The organism is Actinomyces sp. HMSC065F11, assembly GCF_001813085.1.
GTDB lineage: Bacteria > Actinomycetota > Actinomycetes > Actinomycetales > Actinomycetaceae > Gleimia > Gleimia europaea.
Map to the genome: position 1 here is coordinate 15,228 of NZ_KV811472.1, position 19,583 is coordinate 34,810.

General features: G+C 53.6%; 22 protein-coding genes and 1 tRNA gene. 22 read left to right on the forward strand and 1 reads right to left on the reverse strand.

What is annotated here, in order from left to right; all coding sequences use genetic code 11:
• Nucleotides 1–1,092, reverse strand: coding sequence for a phenylalanine--tRNA ligase subunit alpha (gene pheS / locus HMPREF2891_RS05730; RefSeq protein ID WP_070664347.1), 1,092 nt, complete (start codon nt 1,090–1,092; stop codon nt 1–3).
• A gap of 142 nt (nt 1,093–1,234) precedes the next feature.
• On the opposite strand from pheS, the gene panB reads away from it, so the two are divergent.
• From panB to HMPREF2891_RS05835, 22 genes are all read left to right on the forward strand, one after another.
• The gene (gene panB / locus HMPREF2891_RS05735; RefSeq protein WP_070620454.1) at nt 1,235–2,068 is read left to right on the forward strand and encodes a 3-methyl-2-oxobutanoate hydroxymethyltransferase; all 834 of its coding nucleotides are present in this window, start codon (nt 1,235–1,237) and stop codon (nt 2,066–2,068) included.
• 12 nt (nt 2,069–2,080) lie between these two features.
• A complete protein-coding gene (map, locus tag HMPREF2891_RS05740) occupies nt 2,081–2,965 on the forward strand; it encodes a type I methionyl aminopeptidase (protein ID WP_016445027.1) in 885 nt (294 codons plus the stop codon).
• A gap of 16 nt (nt 2,966–2,981) precedes the next feature.
• On the forward strand, nt 2,982–3,752 hold the full coding sequence (ppgK, locus tag HMPREF2891_RS05745) for a polyphosphate--glucose phosphotransferase (RefSeq protein ID WP_070664349.1): 771 nt from the start codon (nt 2,982–2,984) through the stop codon (nt 3,750–3,752).
• Nucleotides 3,753–4,016: 264 nt separating this feature from the next.
• Nucleotides 4,017–4,904, forward strand: a complete 888-nt coding sequence (locus HMPREF2891_RS05750; protein ID WP_070664351.1) for a recombinase family protein — start codon at nt 4,017–4,019, stop codon at nt 4,902–4,904.
• A gap of 160 nt (nt 4,905–5,064) precedes the next feature.
• Entirely contained in the window at nt 5,065–5,346 is a 282-nt protein-coding gene (locus HMPREF2891_RS09960; protein ID WP_070664353.1) for a VRR-NUC domain-containing protein, read from the forward strand.
• A gap of 84 nt (nt 5,347–5,430) precedes the next feature.
• Nucleotides 5,431–6,417, forward strand: a complete 987-nt coding sequence (locus tag HMPREF2891_RS05760; protein WP_070664355.1) for an AAA family ATPase — start codon at nt 5,431–5,433, stop codon at nt 6,415–6,417.
• On the forward strand, nt 6,417–6,608 hold the full coding sequence (locus tag HMPREF2891_RS05765; RefSeq protein WP_070664357.1) for a helix-turn-helix domain-containing protein: 192 nt from the start codon (nt 6,417–6,419) through the stop codon (nt 6,606–6,608). Before HMPREF2891_RS05760 ends, HMPREF2891_RS05765 begins: the two co-directional genes overlap by 1 nt.
• Nucleotides 6,605–7,672, forward strand: coding sequence for a hypothetical protein (locus HMPREF2891_RS05770; RefSeq protein WP_070664359.1), 1,068 nt, complete (start codon nt 6,605–6,607; stop codon nt 7,670–7,672). The genes HMPREF2891_RS05765 and HMPREF2891_RS05770 overlap by 4 nt, the downstream gene beginning before the upstream one ends.
• Before the next feature lie 331 nt (nt 7,673–8,003).
• On the forward strand, nt 8,004–8,681 hold the full coding sequence (locus tag HMPREF2891_RS05775) for a hypothetical protein (RefSeq protein WP_070664361.1): 678 nt from the start codon (nt 8,004–8,006) through the stop codon (nt 8,679–8,681).
• 10 nt (nt 8,682–8,691) lie between these two features.
• A complete protein-coding gene (ssb, locus tag HMPREF2891_RS05780) occupies nt 8,692–9,138 on the forward strand; it encodes a single-stranded DNA-binding protein (protein WP_070664362.1) in 447 nt (148 codons plus the stop codon).
• A 70-nt stretch (nt 9,139–9,208) separates the two neighbouring features.
• On the forward strand, nt 9,209–9,751 hold the full coding sequence (locus HMPREF2891_RS05785) for a hypothetical protein (RefSeq protein WP_148131725.1): 543 nt from the start codon (nt 9,209–9,211) through the stop codon (nt 9,749–9,751).
• Nucleotides 9,752–9,856: 105 nt separating this feature from the next.
• The gene (gene metK / locus HMPREF2891_RS05790) at nt 9,857–10,921 is read left to right on the forward strand and encodes a methionine adenosyltransferase (RefSeq protein ID WP_070664366.1); all 1,065 of its coding nucleotides are present in this window, start codon (nt 9,857–9,859) and stop codon (nt 10,919–10,921) included.
• Nucleotides 10,918–11,331 carry a hypothetical protein gene (locus HMPREF2891_RS05795; protein ID WP_070664367.1) on the forward strand — a complete coding sequence of 138 codons (414 nt, stop codon included), beginning with the start codon at nt 10,918–10,920 and terminating at the stop codon, nt 11,329–11,331. Before metK ends, HMPREF2891_RS05795 begins: the two co-directional genes overlap by 4 nt.
• A 52-nt stretch (nt 11,332–11,383) precedes the next feature.
• A tRNA-Gly gene (locus HMPREF2891_RS09665) sits at nt 11,384–11,457 on the forward strand.
• Between the two features lie 51 nt (nt 11,458–11,508).
• Complete coding sequence (locus HMPREF2891_RS05800) at nt 11,509–12,864, forward strand: putative antirestriction adenine methyltransferase (RefSeq protein ID WP_070664369.1); 1,356 nt, start codon at nt 11,509–11,511, stop codon at nt 12,862–12,864.
• Nucleotides 12,839–13,774 (forward strand): ParB/RepB/Spo0J family partition protein, encoded by a 936-nt coding sequence (locus HMPREF2891_RS05805; protein ID WP_070664371.1) that lies wholly within the window; start codon nt 12,839–12,841, stop codon nt 13,772–13,774. The genes HMPREF2891_RS05800 and HMPREF2891_RS05805 overlap by 26 nt, the downstream gene beginning before the upstream one ends.
• Nucleotides 13,771–14,370, forward strand: coding sequence for a hypothetical protein (locus HMPREF2891_RS05810; protein WP_070664374.1), 600 nt, complete (start codon nt 13,771–13,773; stop codon nt 14,368–14,370). Before HMPREF2891_RS05805 ends, HMPREF2891_RS05810 begins: the two co-directional genes overlap by 4 nt.
• Nucleotides 14,367–15,833 (forward strand): terminase large subunit domain-containing protein, encoded by a 1,467-nt coding sequence (locus HMPREF2891_RS05815; RefSeq protein WP_083311277.1) that lies wholly within the window; start codon nt 14,367–14,369, stop codon nt 15,831–15,833. The genes HMPREF2891_RS05810 and HMPREF2891_RS05815 overlap by 4 nt, the downstream gene beginning before the upstream one ends.
• Before the next feature lie 31 nt (nt 15,834–15,864).
• Nucleotides 15,865–17,367, forward strand: coding sequence for a phage portal protein (locus HMPREF2891_RS05820; RefSeq protein ID WP_070664376.1), 1,503 nt, complete (start codon nt 15,865–15,867; stop codon nt 17,365–17,367).
• Nucleotides 17,368–17,459: 92 nt separating this feature from the next.
• Nucleotides 17,460–17,798, forward strand: coding sequence for a DUF7698 family protein (locus tag HMPREF2891_RS05825; RefSeq protein WP_070664378.1), 339 nt, complete (start codon nt 17,460–17,462; stop codon nt 17,796–17,798).
• A gap of 110 nt (nt 17,799–17,908) precedes the next feature.
• On the forward strand, nt 17,909–18,637 hold the full coding sequence (locus HMPREF2891_RS05830) for a hypothetical protein (RefSeq protein ID WP_070664380.1): 729 nt from the start codon (nt 17,909–17,911) through the stop codon (nt 18,635–18,637).
• 41 nt (nt 18,638–18,678) lie between these two features.
• Nucleotides 18,679–19,023 (forward strand): hypothetical protein, encoded by a 345-nt coding sequence (locus HMPREF2891_RS05835; protein WP_070664382.1) that lies wholly within the window; start codon nt 18,679–18,681, stop codon nt 19,021–19,023.
• Nucleotides 19,024–19,583: the final 560 nt, after the last annotated feature.

Genomic DNA, 19,583 nt, shown 5'->3' on the forward strand with positions numbered 1-19,583 from the left:
TTAGTTCCCCTTCCCCGTTGTTCCGAACTGGAGGGAGAATCTTTGATCGCCCTCCACAATGTCATGCATGTCAGCAATCTCGTGGCGCAACATCAAGGTGCGCTCAAGCCCCATGCCAAAAGCGAAACCAGTGTATTCATCAGGATCGATACCGCAGGCGCGTAGCACGTTCGGGTTGACCATGCCGCAACCGCCCCACTCAATCCAGCCGGCGCCGCCCTTCTTCTGCGGGAACCAAAGGTCCATCTCTGCGGACGGCTCCGTAAATGGGAAGAACGACGGGCGCAGGCGAGTCTTGGCCTCGGGGCCAAACATCGCCTTCGCGAAGTGGTCCAAAGTGCCCTTCAAGTGCGCCATCGTTAGCCCCTTATCCACCGCGAGGCCCTCCACCTGGTGAAATACGGGAGTGTGCGTGGCGTCAAGCTCATCGGAACGGAACACCTTGCCCGGCACCGCTACGTACAGGGGCAAATCATGCGAAAGCAACAAACGTGCCTGGACGGGCGACGTGTGCGTGCGAAGCACCAGATTCGCATCACCCTCAGTCTCGCCGCCAACCGAGCGACCATCGATATAGAACGTGTCCTGCATCTGCCTTGCAGGGTGATCAATGTCAAAGTTCAACGCGTCGAAGTTGAACCACTCGTGTTCAACCTCCGGCCCCTCGCCTATCTCCCAGCCCATCGAAGTAAAGAAATCCGCCACCTCTTCAATCAAAACCTGAAGCGGGTGACGCGCGCCCTCGGGCTGACGCTTTACCGGAGCGGTTACATCCACAGCCTCCATGGCCAAAACGCGAGCTTCTTCTTCAGCCTCCAACAAGGCCTTTCGCTCATCGAGAGCGGCGGTGATTGCAGCACGCGCTTTTCCAACCGCCTTACCTGCGGTTGCCTTCTGCGCCCCCGGGAGTCCGCCGATTACGCGACTTGCAAGCGCCACCGCAGACCCATCACCGAAGTGCTCCCGCTTGGCCTGCGCCAATTCCTCTAGAGTCGAAGCACTACCAATAGCCTCCAAAGCACGCTGCACAGTCGCATCCATTTGCTCAGCGTCCAAAGGGTTTACTTCTACATTCTCATCAATGTTCGACATATCAATCCTTGTCGCTTATCAACGACTACCAGACTAGCGCCTAAGGCCTCTAACTGCGGAATTGTTCCAATTTGCTAGACAAACCCATAGCTTGCAAAACACATGAAGTGACTTTTGCGCGCTACCGCGCATAATTGAAAACATGACGAGTGTAGATACAGCCCAAGAATCGTTCAAAGAACCGAAGAAGTGGCGCATGCATCACCTTGCGATGGCTAAAAGTGCCGGTCGCAAACTTACGATGATAACCGCTTACGACGCCCTCACCGCGCCCATTTTTGAAGAGGCAGGTGTGGACATGATCCTCGTTGGAGACAGTTACGGCAACGTTCAGCTGGGCTACGGTTCAACCATTCCCGTTCTCATGGAAGACATGGAACGCGCAACCGCGGCTGTGGCTCGCTCCATAAACCGGCCAATCGTTGTGGCCGACCTGCCGTTTGGAGCGTATGAGGCGGACTCGAAGGAAGCATTCGATAATGCTGTTCGCCTAATCCGTGTTGGAGCCAATGCCGTCAAGCTCGAGGGGGGCGCGGAAATCGCACACACCGTCGCACTACTAACCCAAGCAGGCATCCCCGTTGTGGGGCACCTTGGATTCACACCGCAGTCAGAAAACGCCCTGGGAGGCCCCCGAATGCAAGGGCGCGGCGAAGCGAAGCAGAAGATGATTGACGACGCGCTTGCCCTACAAGCAGCTGGCGCGGTTGCCATCGTCCTCGAACTCGTACCCGCCCCGGTTGCCAAAGCCGTGACCGATGCCCTGCATGTTCCTACTATTGGGATTGGAGCGGGACCGGACACGGACGGGCAGGTACTTGTCTGGGCAGACATGGCCGGCATGTACGAGTGGGTGCCGAGCTTCGTCAAGAAGTTCGCGAACCTTCGCGAAAGCCTAAAAGACGCGGTTACTGCCTACACCAAAGAAGTGAAGGACGGATCCTTCCCCGGCCCGGACCATTACAAAACCAACTAGAGAGCAAGATTCATGACCTCCGCATCACAGCTGGCGCTTCGCGCCCCGCTCGGCAACACAAAACCAGGACTCATCTCTCCTAAGCGACACGTCCCAGACCACATTGAACGACCCGAATATCTGTTTCATGACGGGCCTGAGGTGGTTACCACCTCTGATATCAAAACGCCTGAAACCATTGCGAAGATCCGCCGGGCCGGCAAAATCGCGGCCGACGCACTAGCTAAAGCCGGCGAGGCTGTAGCACCTGGCGTGACCACTGACCACTTGGATCAAATAGTTCACGACTACATCATCGGGCAAGACGCCTACCCTTCCTGCCTTGACTACATGGGCTTCAAGAAATCGTGTTGCACCTCTATCAATGAAGTGATTTGCCACGGGATCCCCGACTCGCGCCCCCTAGAAGAGGGCGACATTGTCAACATCGACGTAACCGCCTACATCGACGGGGTACACGGCGACACTTGCGCCATGTTTACCGTTGGTGAGGTTGATGAGGAATCTCGCCTGCTTTGCGAGCGCACCGAGAAAGCTATGTATCGCGGGATTAAGGCAATCGCGCCTGGCCGTGAAATCAACGTGATTGGTCGGGTCATTGAAAAGTACGCCAAGCGCTTCGACTACGGTGTGGTGCGCGACTACACGGGGCACGGCGTTGGCGAAGCCTTCCACTCCGGCCTCATCATCCCTCACTACGATTCGCCGCGCGCAACCGAAATAATGGAAGTTGGCATGGTCTTCACCGTTGAGCCAATGCTCACTCTCGGTTCCATCGAATGGGAGCAGTGGGACGACGACTGGACGGTTGTCACCAAAGACCGATCTCGTACCGCCCAGTTTGAACACACGATCGCAGTTACCGAGGACGGCGCCGAGATCCTCACCCTGCGCTAAAACTAAGGAGCACACCATGGAACAAGCAGTGGAACAAAACCTTGCTTTTGGCATAGACATTGGCGGATCCGGCATCAAGGGAGCCGTGGTCAACCTTGACACCGGCGAGTTCGCCACGGAACGCGTGCGCATTCCTACGCCAAAAAAGTCCACTCCCAAAGCCGTAGCGCAAACCTGTAAAGAACTGATTGACCAGTTTGATTTGCCTGTTGCCATGCCTGTTGGCATCACGTTCCCCGCTCCTGTCTCGCACGGCGTGGTTCTGTTCATGGCCAACTTGCACAAGTCGTGGGAAGGCGTGAACGTCATCGAGCTTATGGAAGCAGAACTTGGCCGCAAGGTCTATCCCGTCAATGATGCAGACGCCGCCGGTTATGCCGAAGTTGTTTACGGCGCAGCCAAGGGCGTTGACGGCCTCGTTATTGTTACCACGCTCGGCACCGGCATTGGTACCGCGATGATCTACAACGGACAACTGCAGCCGAATACGGAGCTCGGCCACGTTGAGATTGATGGTTACGATGCGGAATCCCGGGCCTCATCGGGAGTGCGCACGGCTGAAGGCCTGTCGTTTAAGAAGTGGGCGAAGCGACTCACCAAGTACTATTCCCACCTGGAGATGCTGTTCACTCCCGACCTGTTTGTAGTGGGCGGCGGCGTGTCTAAGAAGCATGACCAGTTCATGCCACTCATCAACATCAAAACGCCCATGGTTCCCGCCAAGCTATTCAACACTGCGGGCATTGTAGGGGCTGCGGCTCTGGCCAAACGCTACCTAACCGCATAGATCGCTTAGAAATTGCGCCGCCCTCATTCATTGATAAATGAGGGCGGCGCGTTTAAGTAAAGGCGGAGAAGACGGCCTGTAAGCCGGATTCTGTAACGGTTAGATCCGGTATCTATGGGTTTTGCTTGATTTGTCGCGGATATTGACGCCTAAAGAGGTTGACACGGTTCGATATGTTTCGCTATGTTTCTCGATTTATTTTGTCATATAGTGTCACGGCTCCAGTCATGTTACAGTGTACCGTACGGGACGACTGGAGGGGTTATGCGACCATTTGGATATGACGACATGGGGCTTAATGTCGTCGAAGAAGAAGCAAAAGCCATCAAAGATGCTGCCCAAGAAGTTATTGACGGGAAAAGTCTACGCGCGACCGCTCGATCGATGCCAATTAAAACCACGGCGGGAAACTCCTGGTCGCCCACCTCTCTCAAGCGTGTACTTATCTCTCCACGGGTTGCGGGCAAGATAGAACGCGGCATGGAACTGGTCGAAGCGCCTTGGCCCGCGATTCTTAGCGAGGGAACGTGGGACGCTGTTCGCGCAAAGTTGGAGAAGCCTTCTCAGCCTAAGAGCAGACGTCTCAAGTACATGCTTTCAGGCATTGCCGTGTGCGGACTTTGCGGCTCGGAGCTCAGTCCTGGCCCAACAGACACGGGGCGCCGGTCATACGTCTGCATGAAGGGCGACGGTGGGTGTGGCCGTCTTCGGTGTCAAGCGCAGCCGCTTGAGAACGATGTGGCTGAGAGGTTTTTGGCACGTTTAGCGGTTACCGATTTGGATAATGTTATGAGCCGCTTCTCTCGCCAGGCCGAAGTGGCCATTAAGTCTATCGAAGAGGGTGAAGCGAAACTGCGAGAAGCAGGGGCTAGTTACGCGCGTGGCAATTTACGCATGCCTGAGCTGGAAGCGGTTTCCCAGACACTCCATGACGATATCGGAAAGGCTAAGGCAATCATTGAGAAGTGGAAACGTGCGCAGCTGCTCTCTGTTGAAGCGGAGGAGGTTACTGATTGGTGGTTGAGGGCGTCGCCAGAATTGCGACGTGACCTGCTTTCTGTGACGGTCGACCGGGTCGAGGTGGGGCCTGCGTTAGTTAGAGGTAGCAAATTGTATGATCCGCGCCGAACCTCTGTCGTTTGGCGGGAATAAGTTAAAAAAAGGGTTGAAGTGGGTTTTTTTGGTTATTCTTCCTGTATGGCTTCTTTGGATTGTGACACTATTAGTGTCGAGCGGATTAGAGAGTTATCTGAAAGTTCGGAACCGTTTCCTGTTGAGCAGGCAGTGTTTATAGCACTGGAGTTAGCTGACGATGAATGAGGCAGCGTTTCAGAGTCAAGTTGTTGACTTGGCGAAGTGGTGTGGATGGAAAGTGTTCCATTGGCCAGATTCTCGTAGGGTTACCCAACCGGGATGGCCTGATTTAGTTTTTGTTAGGGCGCCTGAGTTCTTTTGCGCGGAGCTGAAGACGAATACTGGGCGACTATCCAAGGATCAGGTGCAGGTTCTCTCCGAGTTGCAGGATTCGGGAATTGAAGTTCACGTATGGAGACCCAAGGATCTCCACGCAATAACAGCGAGGTTGCGACATTGAATCATTCTGCAACATTTGCAAACGATTGAAACACCTGTTAGACTTTATAACGTCAATAAAAACACATAGAAGAAAGGAACCGCTGTGCCACCGAACTTAGTTACTAGAAAGCCGACAGGCAAGGCGCCCTGGCCGCTCATACTTCTCGCAGGAGAGACTGGAGCCGGCAAGAGTTACGCCATCGCCAAGTTCTCCGCATCAAAGCAGTTAGGTCGTTGCTTTTGGTTAGACCTTGGCGAGGGAAGTGCAGACGAATATGCTGCGCTAAAAGGCGCCAAGTATGAGGTCGTTGTCCATGACGGAACATACGAGAGCATTCTTGAGCAGGTGTACGCGGTGCGTAACGAAGCGTTTCGCGCTCAAGAAGCAGGAGAACCGCCTGTAATGTTAGGCATTGACTCTATGAGCGCGCTTTGGGAGATGCTGTCCCAGTGGGCTACGACTCGGGCTGCAAGGCTTAAGAGCAATAAGGAGCTTTTACGTCGGGATCCGGATGCTGAGCCGATTGTCCCTCCTCTTGTCTGGAACGAAGCGAAAAAGCGACACAAGTTGATTGTGGAAGCGCTTATGACGATGCCCGCTATAGTCGTTGCTACTGCGAGACTTAAGGAAGTCTCAGTATTTAATCAGGGGCGCCCTACCGGTGGCACTGAATGGAAAGCGCACGTGCATAAAGACTTACCGTATGACGCGACCATCGTAATCTATCTGTACTTGCAGGGCCGTAAGGCAGAGATTGTAAAAGCGCGGTCTCTGAATCTGTCGACTAGCGACGGGAACCCAATTCCAATTGAGGGTGGCCTAGATTTAGAGCGCGTAGTGTTCGACATGCTCGGATGTTCCCGTAGGGACACAGTTGGCCGTGACATGCCACATTTGACTGGTTCATCGCTCACCGTGCTTTTGGACAGGGTTGAGATGACGCGAGATGAGACAGTTCTGAAGAGCATTTGGGACGAGCACTCTGGTTCTCTTTTGGCTCGGGATAGAGCCGAATTGAACGTGGCTATCACCGAGCGGCTAGCGGATTTACGTGGCGAAGGCGCTCCGAACTTTGAAGGAGGAGAGTGATGGAGAACCAACTGATGAACAGCAAGGAAGTAGCCGAACTGTTAAACGTGACTGTCTCTACGCTTAATCAGTGGGCATACAGGAAGCAAAACGTTCCGTTCATAAAGGTCGGTGGGCAACGGCGCTATAGGAAGGCCGACGTTGAGCGGTTCCTGAAAGTGAACTATCAGAAGGTTGAGGTAGTGGCATGAGCCTAGAAGAAGCAGCGATTGCGGTTGACGAGGTGCGTCCTAGGTCAGTTCAGTCAACGCTGGGAGCTTCGACTCTCTCAATGTGTGTAAGAAGGGCGGGATATGTTCATCACGGCGTTCAAGAGTCTGACGTGACGGAAACCGGCATGAGCGCCATTCTCGGCACCTGGTTGCATGAGGGAGCATTGGAAGCCATGCGGTTAACAGAAGGCGCTTTGGTTGAAACCCAGGTGGGTTACGGCACGCCAGTATCGGGCAATGTTGACCTGATTTACCTATCTCACGACTATGCGAAGCGCATCCGCTCGCGGTATCGCCCGAAGTCCCACGAACAGACAATTGTTGAAGACCTTAAGACGATACGTAATGAGAGGACTCTTCAGACCCGAATCGATGAGGGGCCTAGAGAGAGTCACGTCAGACAGGTTTACACTTATGTAGCTTTGCTAAGCAAGTTTGGGACGCAGGTTAATGAGTCCCGTCCTCACGTAGGGTTACAGCGTGCCGTTACTAAGCTAGGACCTATTAATGCCGATGTAGTCAGAATCCGGTATTTGTCTCGAGAGTCTGGCGCTGAATGGGTTTGGGAGGAGCCTGTTGATCCGGCAAGGCTTGCGGAAGCTTTTGAGAGGATTTCTTTAGTGTGCGATTCGGCAAGACCTGAAGATTTGCCGCGAGAGCTTGACGGCCCTGGACTATCGGCGGGCTGCGATTTTTGTCCTTTCCGGACAGAGGGTTGGGGATACTCGGGTGACGGTGATCCTCAGGCGCTGTTGATCCATGAAGGGCAGACTGACGTGGAGCAAGAGTTAGAAAAATATTTCGAGGGATTCCAGCTTGAGAAGCAGGGGCGCGACATGAAGAAGAAGGCGCGCGCCGTGTTGTCGGATACTGAGAACGGACAGTACGGAGGGTTTGTTCTTGACTGGAGCAAGCCGGCATTTTATCGTGCTAAGCCCGATGCGAGCGCTATGCAGGCGCTGATTGAGGATCTTGGTTACGAGGTTCCGTTGACGGAACCGCGCTATGGTTCGCGAAGCATTAGCGTAGGGAGGGCTGTTTGATGATGGTTCGGCAGCGAGTGATCGATCGGGATCATGGTAAGTGCGTGAAATGCGGACGTGTTGTCTGGAACGCGATCCCTGTTGCGCAGTATTCGATTCACCATCGCGTACCTCGAGGTATGGGTGGGGCGAATCGGAGCTTAGCAGAGGATATGTCTAATTTGGTTCTCCTGTGCGGGACTGGCACTACGGGCTGCCATGGATGGGTTGAGTCGAATCGTAGGAAGGCTCGGGAAGAGGGGTGGCTTGTCTCGCGCCACGCTGACCCCTCTGAGGTTCCGGTGTCTTATTGGGATGGTAATCAGTACTTGCTTGGTAGTGACGGCACGAGATGCGTTGGGTGAAGCTGTACACGGATGTGTATAGGTCGCCTGCTGTGTTGACTTTGGATGACGAAGCGGAAGTGTTTCTGTATCGTGCTTATCAGTACTCAGGCGACCAAGAGACGAATGGGTTTGTTCCTGCAGAAGCGGTTCCGTTGCTTATGCGCAAGCCGACTGCCGCTAGGGTGCGGCGAGTTACTTGGAAGTTGATCAACGCGGGTCTTCTTGAAGTCGCACCGGGTGGCTGGTTGTTGGCTGATTGGGATTCTGGACAGTCGTCGTTAGAGAAAGAGCGTGTGTCTAATCGTGAACGCCAGCGGCGTTTTAGGCGGCGGAAGGCCGAGTCGCAGTCGCCTTTGGACGATCTTATGAAGGGGCTTTCAGAGGCGGGTGTCGGGACGTCTTTTTCTACTTTGGACATGTCCATACATGACGAGCTGGTGGAGTTGGTTAAGACCCGTGGCGTTGCTGCGTTGGTTAAAGCAGCCGTATCGGGTTGGGATCACGCAAGGGGGTCGCCGCGACACGTGGCAGGTTATTTGCCGTTATTTAGGAACGTGAAAGCACCTCCACCAGCTTGGTGCGGTGAGTGTGATGAGCGTTCACGGCTAGTTGAGGTTATGCAAGAGGGGCGTCTCGTGTTGGCGCGTTGCCCCGCTTGTCACCCGAAGTCAATATCAGCCTAAAGGAGGAGAGATGGCTGGAGAAACGTTAGTTACGGTGATCGGAAATTTAACTGCCGATCCGGAGTTGCGTTATACAGCGACGGGCACGCCTGTCGTTAATTTTACTGTTGCGTCTACGCCACGCACGTTTGACAAGAACGAGCGGCGTTGGGTTGACGGTGCGACTTTGTTTTTGAGGTGTTCCTTGTGGCGGGAAGCTGCTGAGCATTCAGCGGATTCCTTGCAGAAGGGGACGCGCGTTATTGTCTACGGACGTCTCGTGCAGAGAGATTTTGAAACGCGCTCGGGCGAGCGTCGCTCGGTTATTGAAATGCAGGTGGAGGAAGTTGGAGTATCGACACGGTTTGCCAGAGTATCTGCGGTTCGGTCTAATCCGGGCGAGCGTTTTGGCGAGGGTTCTGTGGGTGACGCTGACGCGGATCCGTTCGAGTCTCAACCCTCGGAACCCCCATTCTAAATAACTTGCATAACTACAAGTTACGGGTTATGCTTAAAGTGTCAACAAAAACAACTGAAAGGGCAAGAAATTGAGTACTGGGACAGCTCAGCAAACCGTTGGATACTACGGCATGCGAGGATGGACGACTAGAAAAGAGATCAAGAAGATCCTCTCTCCACACCTGGTAGGGTTACCGCTTCCAACCGACGACGTGCAGCCAGACGTGGTTGGCAACTACGAGCCGTTCCATGGAGTCGGCGCTGAAACGGCCGAGAAGCTACTGAAGACGCTACCAGAACAGAACCTAAAGGATCGCCAGAACTGCTCACCCGTCGCCGAAGAGCTACTACGCGCAGCGGTTGAAAATGCTGGACAGGTCGATCTCGTTGGGTATGCTGTTGGCCCCGCGAGGCCGGACGAGCGCGTCACAATTGAGGGGTTCGTCTACTACGGGCATCCCGAGTTCAAGGTTGCCGATTTTCACGATGTGACTTGCGAGTGTAACGAGCTTTGGGAATGTCTAAAGAAAGAGTTGAACCTCTCCTCAGCTTTGGACAGGCCGGACGAGATTCGCGCGCTACGTCCTTCTTGGAACCCGTCCAGGGAAGGTTGGTGGCTTTGGTGGGACTGACTGTTTAACGCAAGGGGGAGGGCGCGCTGGACGCCCCCTTTGTTTCTTAAATCCAAGTAATCTGTTATTTATCCCGATATTAAAGACCTGAAAGAAAGAGGTTAAATGATGGCGATTTTCAGTTCTGAAGCGGTAACACCAGGGCATCCGGATAAGCTCTGTGATCGAATTAGTGATGCGATTCTAGATGCCTGCTTGGAGCAAGATCCAAAATCTCGCGTTGCCTGCGAAGTTATGGCTACTCGCGACACGCTCTTGATTGGTGGCGAAATCACTACCAGCGCTGACGTGGATTTAGAGAACGTAGCCCGGAAGGTCATTGAGAACACTGGCTATAAAGACAAGTGGGAGTATTCTCCCGAAGTGCTAACACGCGTATCCCGACAATCTCCTGACATTGCAATGGGCACTAATGCGAGTCTCGGGCTGGATCAAGGTGCTGGCGACCAGGGTCTAATGTTTGGGTATGCCACGAATACGCCGGATGCTCTTCACCCTGCGCATTCGCTAGCCGTTAAGTTGGCGCGCGGGCTTTACGATCTGCATCTGCGTTTCCCTGACCTTTACGGACCAGATGGGAAGACGCAGGTTTCTATGAACGATGATGGTGAAGTAACTACAATCGTTGCGTCACTGCTCCACTCTCCGGAAATCCCGCCGAATGATATCGAAACGGCGATCCTAAGGGCCTTTCAAGGCGTCTCCCACCTATCACCTACCAGCAAGGTTTTAATCAACCCCTCGGGGCGTTTCACGATTGGCGGCCCTGCGGCTGACACTGGGCTTACGGGGCGCAAGATTATTGCAGACACTTACGGCGGCGCTGCGCGGCATGGTGGTGGCGCCTTTTCGGGCAAAGATGCTTCTAAGGTGGATCGTTCAGCCGCGTATTTGGCGCGTTCCATTGCTCGCGATCTGGTTGCGAACGATGTTATGAACACCTGTGAAATTCAGCTGGCGTACGCAATCGGCAAGCCTGAACCAGTCTCCTTCAGCGTTTCGGGTGACGGTGATATTCAAGCTGCGACCGAACGGTACAAGGATTTTGATTTCCGCCCTGCGGCAACGATTGAACGATTCGGTTTGACGAAACCGATCTTTGAAAAGACTGCGATGTTTGGACATTTTGTAGACAATTTCCCGTGGGAATCAGAGTTGGAGGGCCTGTGAGTTTCCAGCTATTTACCGCGTCATACGCAAGGTTTACCCCTTCAAGCGGGGTGCCAATTCAAACGTCTAACGGGGCGCCAAAGTTTCCGCTCAGGTACGAGTTGAAGCACAAGGCTAGACCTGTTTATCCGAGGTGGAAGCTGATAGCTGACGGACTTAATGAGGAGCAGTTCAGAAAAGCGTATTGGCGGGACTTGGATCGCGTTGGAGTTAAAAAATTTGCCGAACTGTTCGAAAGTATCGCGAAGGCTGAAGGAGATTACCGCTTAGTGCTCCTATGTTTTGAGGATATTTCGAAGCCTGGCCAGTGGTGTCATAGAAGAGCGTTTGCGAAGTGGTGGGAGCAGAAGACTGGCGATCCGGTTCGAGAGTTGGGACCAACGTTGGAAGAAGGTGACGTGCTCTTTTAATTTTCTGTTTCTCCAGTAGGGTTGCAGTATTTTGTGCTAGAGTCTCAGTTATGCGCCGGGAGTGTGCTGGGAGCACGCCACACAACCTGTGTGGAGGGCTGGGTTCGATTCCTGGCCGGCGCTCCACTGAGCAACAGTGGGGGCTACCTCCTGCCCTCGGGGAACGTGAGGGGTTTAATGTTTTTAGGGACTATCCCAACTCCGTTGCAGAAGATCATTAAGGAAGCAGCGTGGGAATGGCCTAAAGGGTCAGACGTTTGGATTGCGTGCTCAGGAAATTTTACTATCGAGCGCGTGCTAGCAGACATGGGGTTTAAGCTCCATTCAAATGACGTGTCGATTTATTCCTGCGCATTGGGGCGCATGTACACGCAACAGCCGCTGGGTATTCATTTGAGCGACGCAGGGAGACAGCTTGCACCTTGGTTAGAGGATTATCTTGATGACGGTCCAGGAACCATGGCGACCATACAGCTTGGCACACGATTTTTTCCTGACTTAGGACGAAAGCACCCCTACCATGAACGGCAAGTGCGGGCTTATCGAACACAGTTTCCAAAGCTTTGGGCCGAGACCAAGGAGAAGCTCGAAAAAAGCATCGACCACATGAGCGGCCAGATCGTTTCATTTGATGCTGAAGACGCCGCCACATGGGTGGAGAAAGCTCCAAAGACAGATCCGCTTATCTCCTTCCCGCCATTCGATGAAGGCGGATATGAACGCATGTGGAAGAGCCTTGACCTAATGTTCGACTGGGACCCGCCCGAATATGAGATTCTCAGCCAGTCAGGTGTCGAGGAATTGGCGTGCTCTATAGCGCGTCGGGAGCATTTCCTGGTGGGCACTCTCAAAGACATGAGCGAGTACCCAGAGTTTGAAGACAAGCTCACTGCCGAAGTGCAAACCACAGTCTTAGCGCGGAAGTTTTACGTTTATTCCACCACTGAGCGGACTAAGACAGTGCAACCGTTCCGGAAGCTAGAGCATATTCTGGTTCCACGGCTTAGACGCGGCGAGGAACTACCGGAAGAAGGGCCGCTTCGTATCCACCCGATCACTATGGGCCAAATGGACACGCTGAAAGCACAGTATTTGGCTCGGGGTATCAAGACAGCGACCGGCGCGCGAATCCAGTGCGCAGTAACCTGCGGCCCGTACTTAATCGGAATGTTCGCGTTCGACCCCAAAAATATCGGGCGCGGCGCGTACATGATTACTGATCTTGCTGTAGGCCCTACTGACTACAAGCGGTTGTCAAAACTTGTCCTGTACGCGGCTTTAAGTAAAGAAGCGCAGCGTCTACTAGCAAGAACCGACCTCCGGCACCGTACCGAAGTGGTAACGACAGCATTCACAAAAAATCCGTCGAGCATGAAGTACCGGGGCCTATTCAAAAAGCTCAACGTTACGGAAGAAAAGAACGGACCGTACCGGTACAAAGTTAATTACGTGGCACCCTTCGGACAGTGGACACTCGAAGAAGGATTCGAAGAATGGAAGAAGCACCATGGGCAGCGCACAGTTCAAGACTGAGATAAGAACCTTTGACCCGAACGATCTGAAACTGCTGGAGCTCAATGCGCGGATGATGAAACGCGAGACCTACCAGCAGTTAGTGGACAACATTCGTCGAGACGGGAAACTCACTAGCGTGCCGTTCGCCTGTCTCGACGACGACGGTAAGTATTTAGTACTGTCAGGCAATCATCGTGTCATGGCAGCGAGGGACGCGGGCCTAACCGAAATTGAAGTCATGGTGACTGACGAGCCACTAAGCCACAACCAGCGCGTCGCCATTCAGCTGAGCCACAACGCTATCGAGGGAGAAGACGACCCGTCAATCCTGAAAGAGCTATACGAGAGCATTCACGAAGTTGACCTAAAAATCTATGCGGGTTTAGACGACCAGCAGCTGGACTTACTGGAAAAAGTGTCCATCGAATCCATCGGAGAAGCCAACCTAGATTTCGAGACAGTCAGCATCTCGTTCCTACCCGAAGAAGCAGACCACGCCCGGAAGGTTCTCGAACGCGCCGCAACCGAAGCACGAGCATCAGACCAACATTGGGTTGCAAGCTTAAACGACTTTGACCGCATAGTCTCAGATCTCGAAGTAGCCCACGGGGCAGTCGGAGTGTTCAACACGGCGGTCGCTCTAAGAGCACTACTAGACGTGTTCGAAGACCACTACACAGATTTAAGAACGCACTGGTACAACGAAAAAACGGGAGAACCGATATACAGAACCGACGCTTCAGGCAAGCCGTTAAGCGGACTACACGTTCCGATAGAGACCATAATCGCCACCAGGTCTATCCCCATCGAAGCAGCAACAGTAATCACCAACGCAGTCAAGCTCATGCAGCAACGAGGAGAACTCACACAAGCAAACGCGTGGCAAGCACTCGAACTATGGGCAGCTGACTATCTAGCAGGACAATGAAACGTCCAAAGCAGGAACTAGCAAGAGATAGAGAACCGTGGGAACGGCAACCCCAAGAAACCGCCAAAGCGTATGAAGCATTCGTCACCTACAGGGATCTTGGGGCAGCCCGCTCTGCAGCAAAAACCGCCGAAAAGCTCGGTAAAAGCATCCGACTAATTGCCGAATGGTCATCTCAATGGAGATGGGTGATTCGAGTCAGGGCATGGGACGACCACCAGCACGCGCAGCGTGAAATAAAACTGGCGGAGCAGAAGGAGCTCGCGTTCGACAATATCGTCGCGTTGTCTTTTACTGCGCAACGCAAATTGATGGAACGTTTGAACCGGGCTATGGATTCGGGGCAGATGTCTTTTGCGGAGTGGGCTCGCATGTTTGAAGTTTCTTCAAAGTACATGACGGCTTTATTTAATCTGACTGGGCGTGGCGACGCTACCCCGGTTGACTCTGAGAACACTATCGCAGGAGATGTTTCCAGCTTGTCAGCGGAACAAACTAGGGACCTCCTACAGGTAGCTAAGCGGGAGATCGATTTGAGGATTACGGGGGATGACAAGGAGCCTGGGCAGAGTAGGAGTGTGGGGACGCTTCCATGAGCAGTGTTGCAGAACGTGTCGTAGGTCGTAAGCTCCTTCAGACTTATGGAGCCTTGGGGTCTTTGAGTGCGATGTCTGACCAGCAGGTTTTAAGAGTGGTTAATGCGTTGGTGGAGCGGGATCGACAGCTTGCTTCTCGGTGGGATTGTGATGTGCCTGGATGTGATGGACTGCCCCATGAGGGGTGGCTTCATCATCATGCCCGCGCGGCTCAGCGTCCACCTTCAGGCGAATGGTCTGAATGGCTTATGATGACTGGCCGTGGTTGGGGTAAGACTCGAACTGCTGCGGAGATGGTTCGGAAGTGGGCGGAAACGCCTGGTTTGCAGATTGCTGTTTTAGCTAAGAGCGCGTCGCTTGTGCGGGAGATTTGTTTTGAGTCGCCTAAGTCTGGTTTGTTGGCTGTGATTCCTGCGGAGGAGCAGGTGAAGTACACGGCGGGAGGTGGCCCTGGAGGTCTTGCGTTAACGCTTCGAAACGGGACTGTTATTTATGGGTTTTCTGCGGAGGTGCCGGATAACATTCGCGGTTGGGCGTTCGATAAAGCGTGGTGTGACGAGTATGCAGCGTGGCCGAAGAGGGTCGCTCAAGAGACTTATGACATGCTGTGGTTCTGTTTGCGTGAAGCTACCGCCCCCCAGGTTGTCCTTTCCACTACTCCGAAGGCGTTGGCTCACATTAAGAAGCTTGTCCGTAAGGGGCAGGAGACGCCTGAAACAGTGGTTATTACGAGGGGCCATACGGATGAGAATAAAGAGAATTTGTCCCCTGTCGCGTTGCGTAAGATTTATGGTGATTATGAGGGCACGCGGTTAGGGCGTCAGGAGTTGGCGGGTCAGCTTCTTGAAGATGTTGAAGGCGCACTCTGGCAGCAATGGATGCTGGACGGTGATGGTTTTCGAGCTGCCGCTCCCCCACTTGACCGACTCGTGGTCGGTGTTGATCCTGCTGTCACTAGTGAGGAAGGGTCGGATTTGACCGCGATGGTTGTTGCTGGCCGCAATACTCGAATCGGCTTGTATTCTCCGGATCTTCCAGAAGCTTTTGTGTTGCACGCTGAGCAAGACAGGTTCACACCACAGCAGGCCATGCTTAGAGCTGCAGAGTTGTATCGGAAATTCCAGGCGGATGCGGTAGTTATTGAAGCGAATAACGGTGGAGAGTATTTGCCTACAGTTATGAGAATGGTTGCGCCTGACGTGCCGGTTCGGGTGGTTCACGCCACTCGGGATAAGCGTGCACGCGCCGCGCCGGTAGCTTCTTTATACGAGCAGGGACGTGTTCACCACTCCGGGCCAGTTCAGACGATGTCCCCCTTAGAGGAACAGATGTTGACTTACACTGGTGCGCCGGGCGAGAAGTCGCCTGACTTGCTAGATGCTGCAGTATGGGCGATTTGGGATCTTATGCTAGACGCGGCTTCGGGCGGAGTGACCGTTACTGATCGAAGGCTTCAAAGGTAGACTTGTCTTGTAGGGACACGGAGGACTGATTATGATTTTGGACCAGTATTCGGCGCTTGACCATCATCCGGCTATGGGGAAAGCGTTGAACGCTTTTCAGGCACCATGGATTCGCGAAGAGGATAGGCGCCGGCTGACCGCCTACATGATTCTTGATTCCTATTCTCGTAATCGAGCTGGAGCTTTGGCGACCGAGTATGGGAACGATTTCTCCAACCTTCGCGAGTATGGCGACGCGGGTCTTATCGTGAGCCAACTGGTGTCTAGTGTTCTTGGCGACAGTCAGGATGTTGAATGTGAGGACGAGGGTGCTCTCGAGTTCTTGCGTGAGTGGATGGAAAGAGAGAACTTCCTTCTTAGCATGATGAGTGCGGAACGGGACTGCGTGGCTTTGGGGGACGCGGTGTGGGTTCTCCGGTGGGACGGATCTCGACCCAGGGTGTCGCGGATTGATCCAGGTTTCTACTTTCCGGTATTAGACGATTCGCTGCATGGTGACCCGTTTCCTCGGAAGGTTCATCTCGCATGGGAGTTTGAGGAGGACGGCAGGCGGAAGCTTCGCAGGATCACTTACGAGATGGTGCCTACTGGAGCTGTGAAGTACCCGTGGAATGAGGGCGTGTCACACGAAGAGTGTGTCATGTCCGATTTGGTTTGGGATTTGACTGACATGACTAGGGTGGATGCGCTGAGTGATTCGCGGGCCATTCCTCGTGTTGATGATTCTGGGCGCGAGATTGTTCGCTACCCGTTGGGGATTGATTTTATCCCCGTGGTGCACATGCCTAACGCGGCAACCGGTGAGCACTTTGGAGAGTCTTCCTTGTCGCGTGTTGTTCAGGTGCTTGACGATCTGGCTGCAGCAGATACGGACGCGACTGCGGCTTCTGGCACTACTGGTACGCCAATGTTGGTGATGAAGGGTGCTGGCGGGTCTGCGTTTGGTCGTAATGAGTATCGAGTTGAGCCTGGTTTCGTGTTTACTGTGGGCGAGCAGGGGGATGTTAGGGCGATTGACACTTCGGCGCAGTTGCAGGAGATGCGTGAGCGGGTGAGGGATTTGCAGCGGCGTGTTGCTCGGTCTGCGCGCGTTCCGGAGGTGGCTCTTGGGGGCTGGGGGTCTGATTTGGCTCTGAGTGGTGTTGCGTTGCAGATCCAGTATGGGCCGTTGTCTAACGCGGTGCGGGAGTTGCGTTTGGCGCGCAGGTCGAAGTATGCGCTTTTGTTTAAGTTTGTTCAGCGTATGGCGATGCTTGGGGGTCGGAAGGAGTTGCCTGTGTTCGCGACTTTGGCGTTTGGAGAGTTTATGCCGAAGGACGTGTCTGGCATTGTTGATTGGGTTTCTAGGGCTGTCGAGGGCGGTGTGCTTTCTGTTGGTTCTGCGGTTGACGTTTTGAGGTCTTCTGGAGTGTCTGTTGCGGCGGATGAAGCTGCGTTGCTGCGGTCGGTTGATTTTGATGGGGCTGTCAGGTTGGGTGACGCGACTGGTGACTTGGGGCGCGTGTTGGAGTATTTGGATGGTGAAGCTTTGTAGCATATCCTCCCGTCAATAACTTGCACTTCTCCAACCCTTCTGTTATGATGAAAGTGTCAACAAAAAAAACACCACCCAGAAAGGGCACGAAAATGAAGGCATACCAAGAACTAGCCGAAGCGTACAAAACCGAGATCTTCGATGAGTACTCACACTTCCTTGTGGGCGCTTACGTGAGATCGCGCCGCTACGGGAAGCCCGTCCTTGACTTCGATTCGAGCGTTGGGAGTCAGGTTGACGAAAAAGTCTTGGAGGGCCTAGACAAGCTCGGAATTAAAGAGGTCACGATCTCCAGCAAGTCTACCGCTTTGATGAGTTACCTGGACACGATGGTGCGTCACGGTTGGATCATAGCTGGAATGACTTCGGTCAACGAGGAATGGGTGATGGGAGTTGAGGTCCGTCCCGCCATCCGCTTGATCAAGCCTTAAGATTTTGCGCCGCCCCAACCCTGTTTAGGTCGGGGCGGCTTGTTGTAGCTTTTGCAGGTTAGCGTGATGCGCGCTTTTACTGTCAACAAAAACACGAAAGGACACGTCAAATGCACAAGACAACTGTCGACCCTCACCTGATCGCCACCATGGAGCACATTGAACGCGAGGGGCTCGATATCCGCGACAGTATGGATCTCCTACAGAGACTTGGATACTTCTCCCCCGGCGAGCGCACGGGAGCTTCGATTGCCAGGTTCACGATCGGAGCTGTGGCGAAAGTGTTCGCTGAAGCTACCGTGGCCGAAGCATTCCCGAGAGAGGTTTGGAATAGATCCACGGAAGAAGTAGTGGATCTGAGTCGCCGGTTCTACCTAGCCCCTGAGCACGCTATCCGCGATGCCGTCATTTGGGCGTATAAGGACGGTTTAGGGAACCCCCAACCTTCCACCCAAGATGACGCCAATAGGCCGGTACGCAGAGAAACAGACCCCCCTGCGGAGGAAATTCGCGACTTCACCATAGTTCACGCGCTAAAGCATATTAAAGACGCTGGTTTCGACCCAGAGAAGGCTGCCACGTATTTGGAGAACGAGGGATACTACTCGGTACTGTCGCCCGACGGTGGAACGAGCCTTACAGCTTTTTCTCGTCTTGCAGCCAATGTCGTAGCTACCGCATTAACCAACGGGCGACTTGCGTCTTACCTCGACGCTCGTCAGAGGACGGAGCTTCAGGACACGGAAATCGCGATCATGCGGAAGCTGTTTACGGACCCGATCACAGGCATCTCAGAAGCATTCGCCCTGCGATTCAAGGGCATACTTGAAGACATTTAACCGGTAACGCGAGAGCGTTACCTCCACAGGAGGAGTTAGACGTGTTTGATTATGACTACACAGAAGAAACGGTTGCGTTCCTCGAGAGCGCTGTTGGCAAGGAAAAGTTGAATAAAGTTAGGGACGATTTCCTGAACGCCTACAGTAACGACAAGGAAACATTTGTAGAGGGCATCCTCTACGGCCTGGGTGTCGAGCTACAGGAGCGGTTTGACGACATTGTTGCGTCCATCAAGTGGGAAGACGTGGTTGCTTCAATGTGGGATACGGAGATCCGCGAGCAGGCTGCAGATGCGCTTTCGCCAGAGCTAGTTAAGTACGTTGGAGAGCTCATCAACTGGATAGATTTTAACGCGGTGCGCTTGGAAGACTGGGGGCTGGAATAATGTTTACAACGTTGTCCCGTAGGGTTTCCGTGCAGTGGGATGCAGTTGGGATGTTCTTGTCGGCAATGGTGCTCGTCTGCTGCATGGCTCTGTGGGTACTTGTCGAACCGGAAGGGTTTTGGGCTGGTGTCGTGTGGCTCCTTCATGTCGAAAGTATCTGCATTTATATCGGATTGATCGCTTGGAGGGGTCGTGAGGGTTCAGAGCGTTAAGCCAGCTCCTTCAATCGGTGGAGCTTCAGTACCGCATACTGCAGTTGAATTCGAGAAAAACGAGGCCGTTCGCGGCAAGGTGATTCGGTTTTGCGAAGTGTCGGACAATCTCAAGGATGTCGTTTTTGACGGCTGTTTTTTCAGCTATGTCAGCTTTGATTACCGGAGCCTGGAGAGGGTTACGTTTCTGAATTGTTTCTTCGAGAACGTGGGGTTCTCTTGGACTCTATTCGATCACGTGACGTTCGACGGGTGTCAGATATGGGGCACCGATTTTCGGTTTGCTGAGTTCAAGAACTGTTTTAGGTCGAATGGGTCGTGGCAAGAAAACTTGTGGCGGTCAGCAAA

Bases quoted from the DNA above. Each gene is read 5' to 3' on its own strand.
- pheS (WP_070664347.1), bottom strand. From the start codon at position 1,092: ATGTCGAACATTGATGAGAATGTAGAAGTAAACCCTTTGGACGCTGAG.
- panB (WP_070620454.1), top strand. From the start codon at position 1,235: ATGACGAGTGTAGATACAGCCCAAGAATCGTTCAAAGAACCGAAGAAG.
- map (WP_016445027.1), top strand. From the start codon at position 2,081: ATGACCTCCGCATCACAGCTGGCGCTTCGCGCCCCGCTCGGCAACACA.
- ppgK (WP_070664349.1), top strand. From the start codon at position 2,982: ATGGAACAAGCAGTGGAACAAAACCTTGCTTTTGGCATAGACATTGGC.
- HMPREF2891_RS05750 (WP_070664351.1), top strand. From the start codon at position 4,017: ATGCGACCATTTGGATATGACGACATGGGGCTTAATGTCGTCGAAGAA.
- HMPREF2891_RS09960 (WP_070664353.1), top strand. From the start codon at position 5,065: ATGAATGAGGCAGCGTTTCAGAGTCAAGTTGTTGACTTGGCGAAGTGG.
- HMPREF2891_RS05765 (WP_070664357.1), top strand. From the start codon at position 6,417: ATGGAGAACCAACTGATGAACAGCAAGGAAGTAGCCGAACTGTTAAAC.
- HMPREF2891_RS05770 (WP_070664359.1), top strand. From the start codon at position 6,605: ATGAGCCTAGAAGAAGCAGCGATTGCGGTTGACGAGGTGCGTCCTAGG.
- HMPREF2891_RS05775 (WP_070664361.1), top strand. From the start codon at position 8,004: ATGCGTTGGGTGAAGCTGTACACGGATGTGTATAGGTCGCCTGCTGTG.
- ssb (WP_070664362.1), top strand. From the start codon at position 8,692: ATGGCTGGAGAAACGTTAGTTACGGTGATCGGAAATTTAACTGCCGAT.
- metK (WP_070664366.1), top strand. From the start codon at position 9,857: ATGATGGCGATTTTCAGTTCTGAAGCGGTAACACCAGGGCATCCGGAT.
- HMPREF2891_RS05800 (WP_070664369.1), top strand. From the start codon at position 11,509: ATGTTTTTAGGGACTATCCCAACTCCGTTGCAGAAGATCATTAAGGAA.
- HMPREF2891_RS05805 (WP_070664371.1), top strand. From the start codon at position 12,839: ATGGGCAGCGCACAGTTCAAGACTGAGATAAGAACCTTTGACCCGAAC.
- HMPREF2891_RS05810 (WP_070664374.1), top strand. From the start codon at position 13,771: ATGAAACGTCCAAAGCAGGAACTAGCAAGAGATAGAGAACCGTGGGAA.
- HMPREF2891_RS05815 (WP_083311277.1), top strand. From the start codon at position 14,367: ATGAGCAGTGTTGCAGAACGTGTCGTAGGTCGTAAGCTCCTTCAGACT.
- HMPREF2891_RS05820 (WP_070664376.1), top strand. From the start codon at position 15,865: ATGATTTTGGACCAGTATTCGGCGCTTGACCATCATCCGGCTATGGGG.
- HMPREF2891_RS05825 (WP_070664378.1), top strand. From the start codon at position 17,460: ATGAAGGCATACCAAGAACTAGCCGAAGCGTACAAAACCGAGATCTTC.
- HMPREF2891_RS05830 (WP_070664380.1), top strand. From the start codon at position 17,909: ATGCACAAGACAACTGTCGACCCTCACCTGATCGCCACCATGGAGCAC.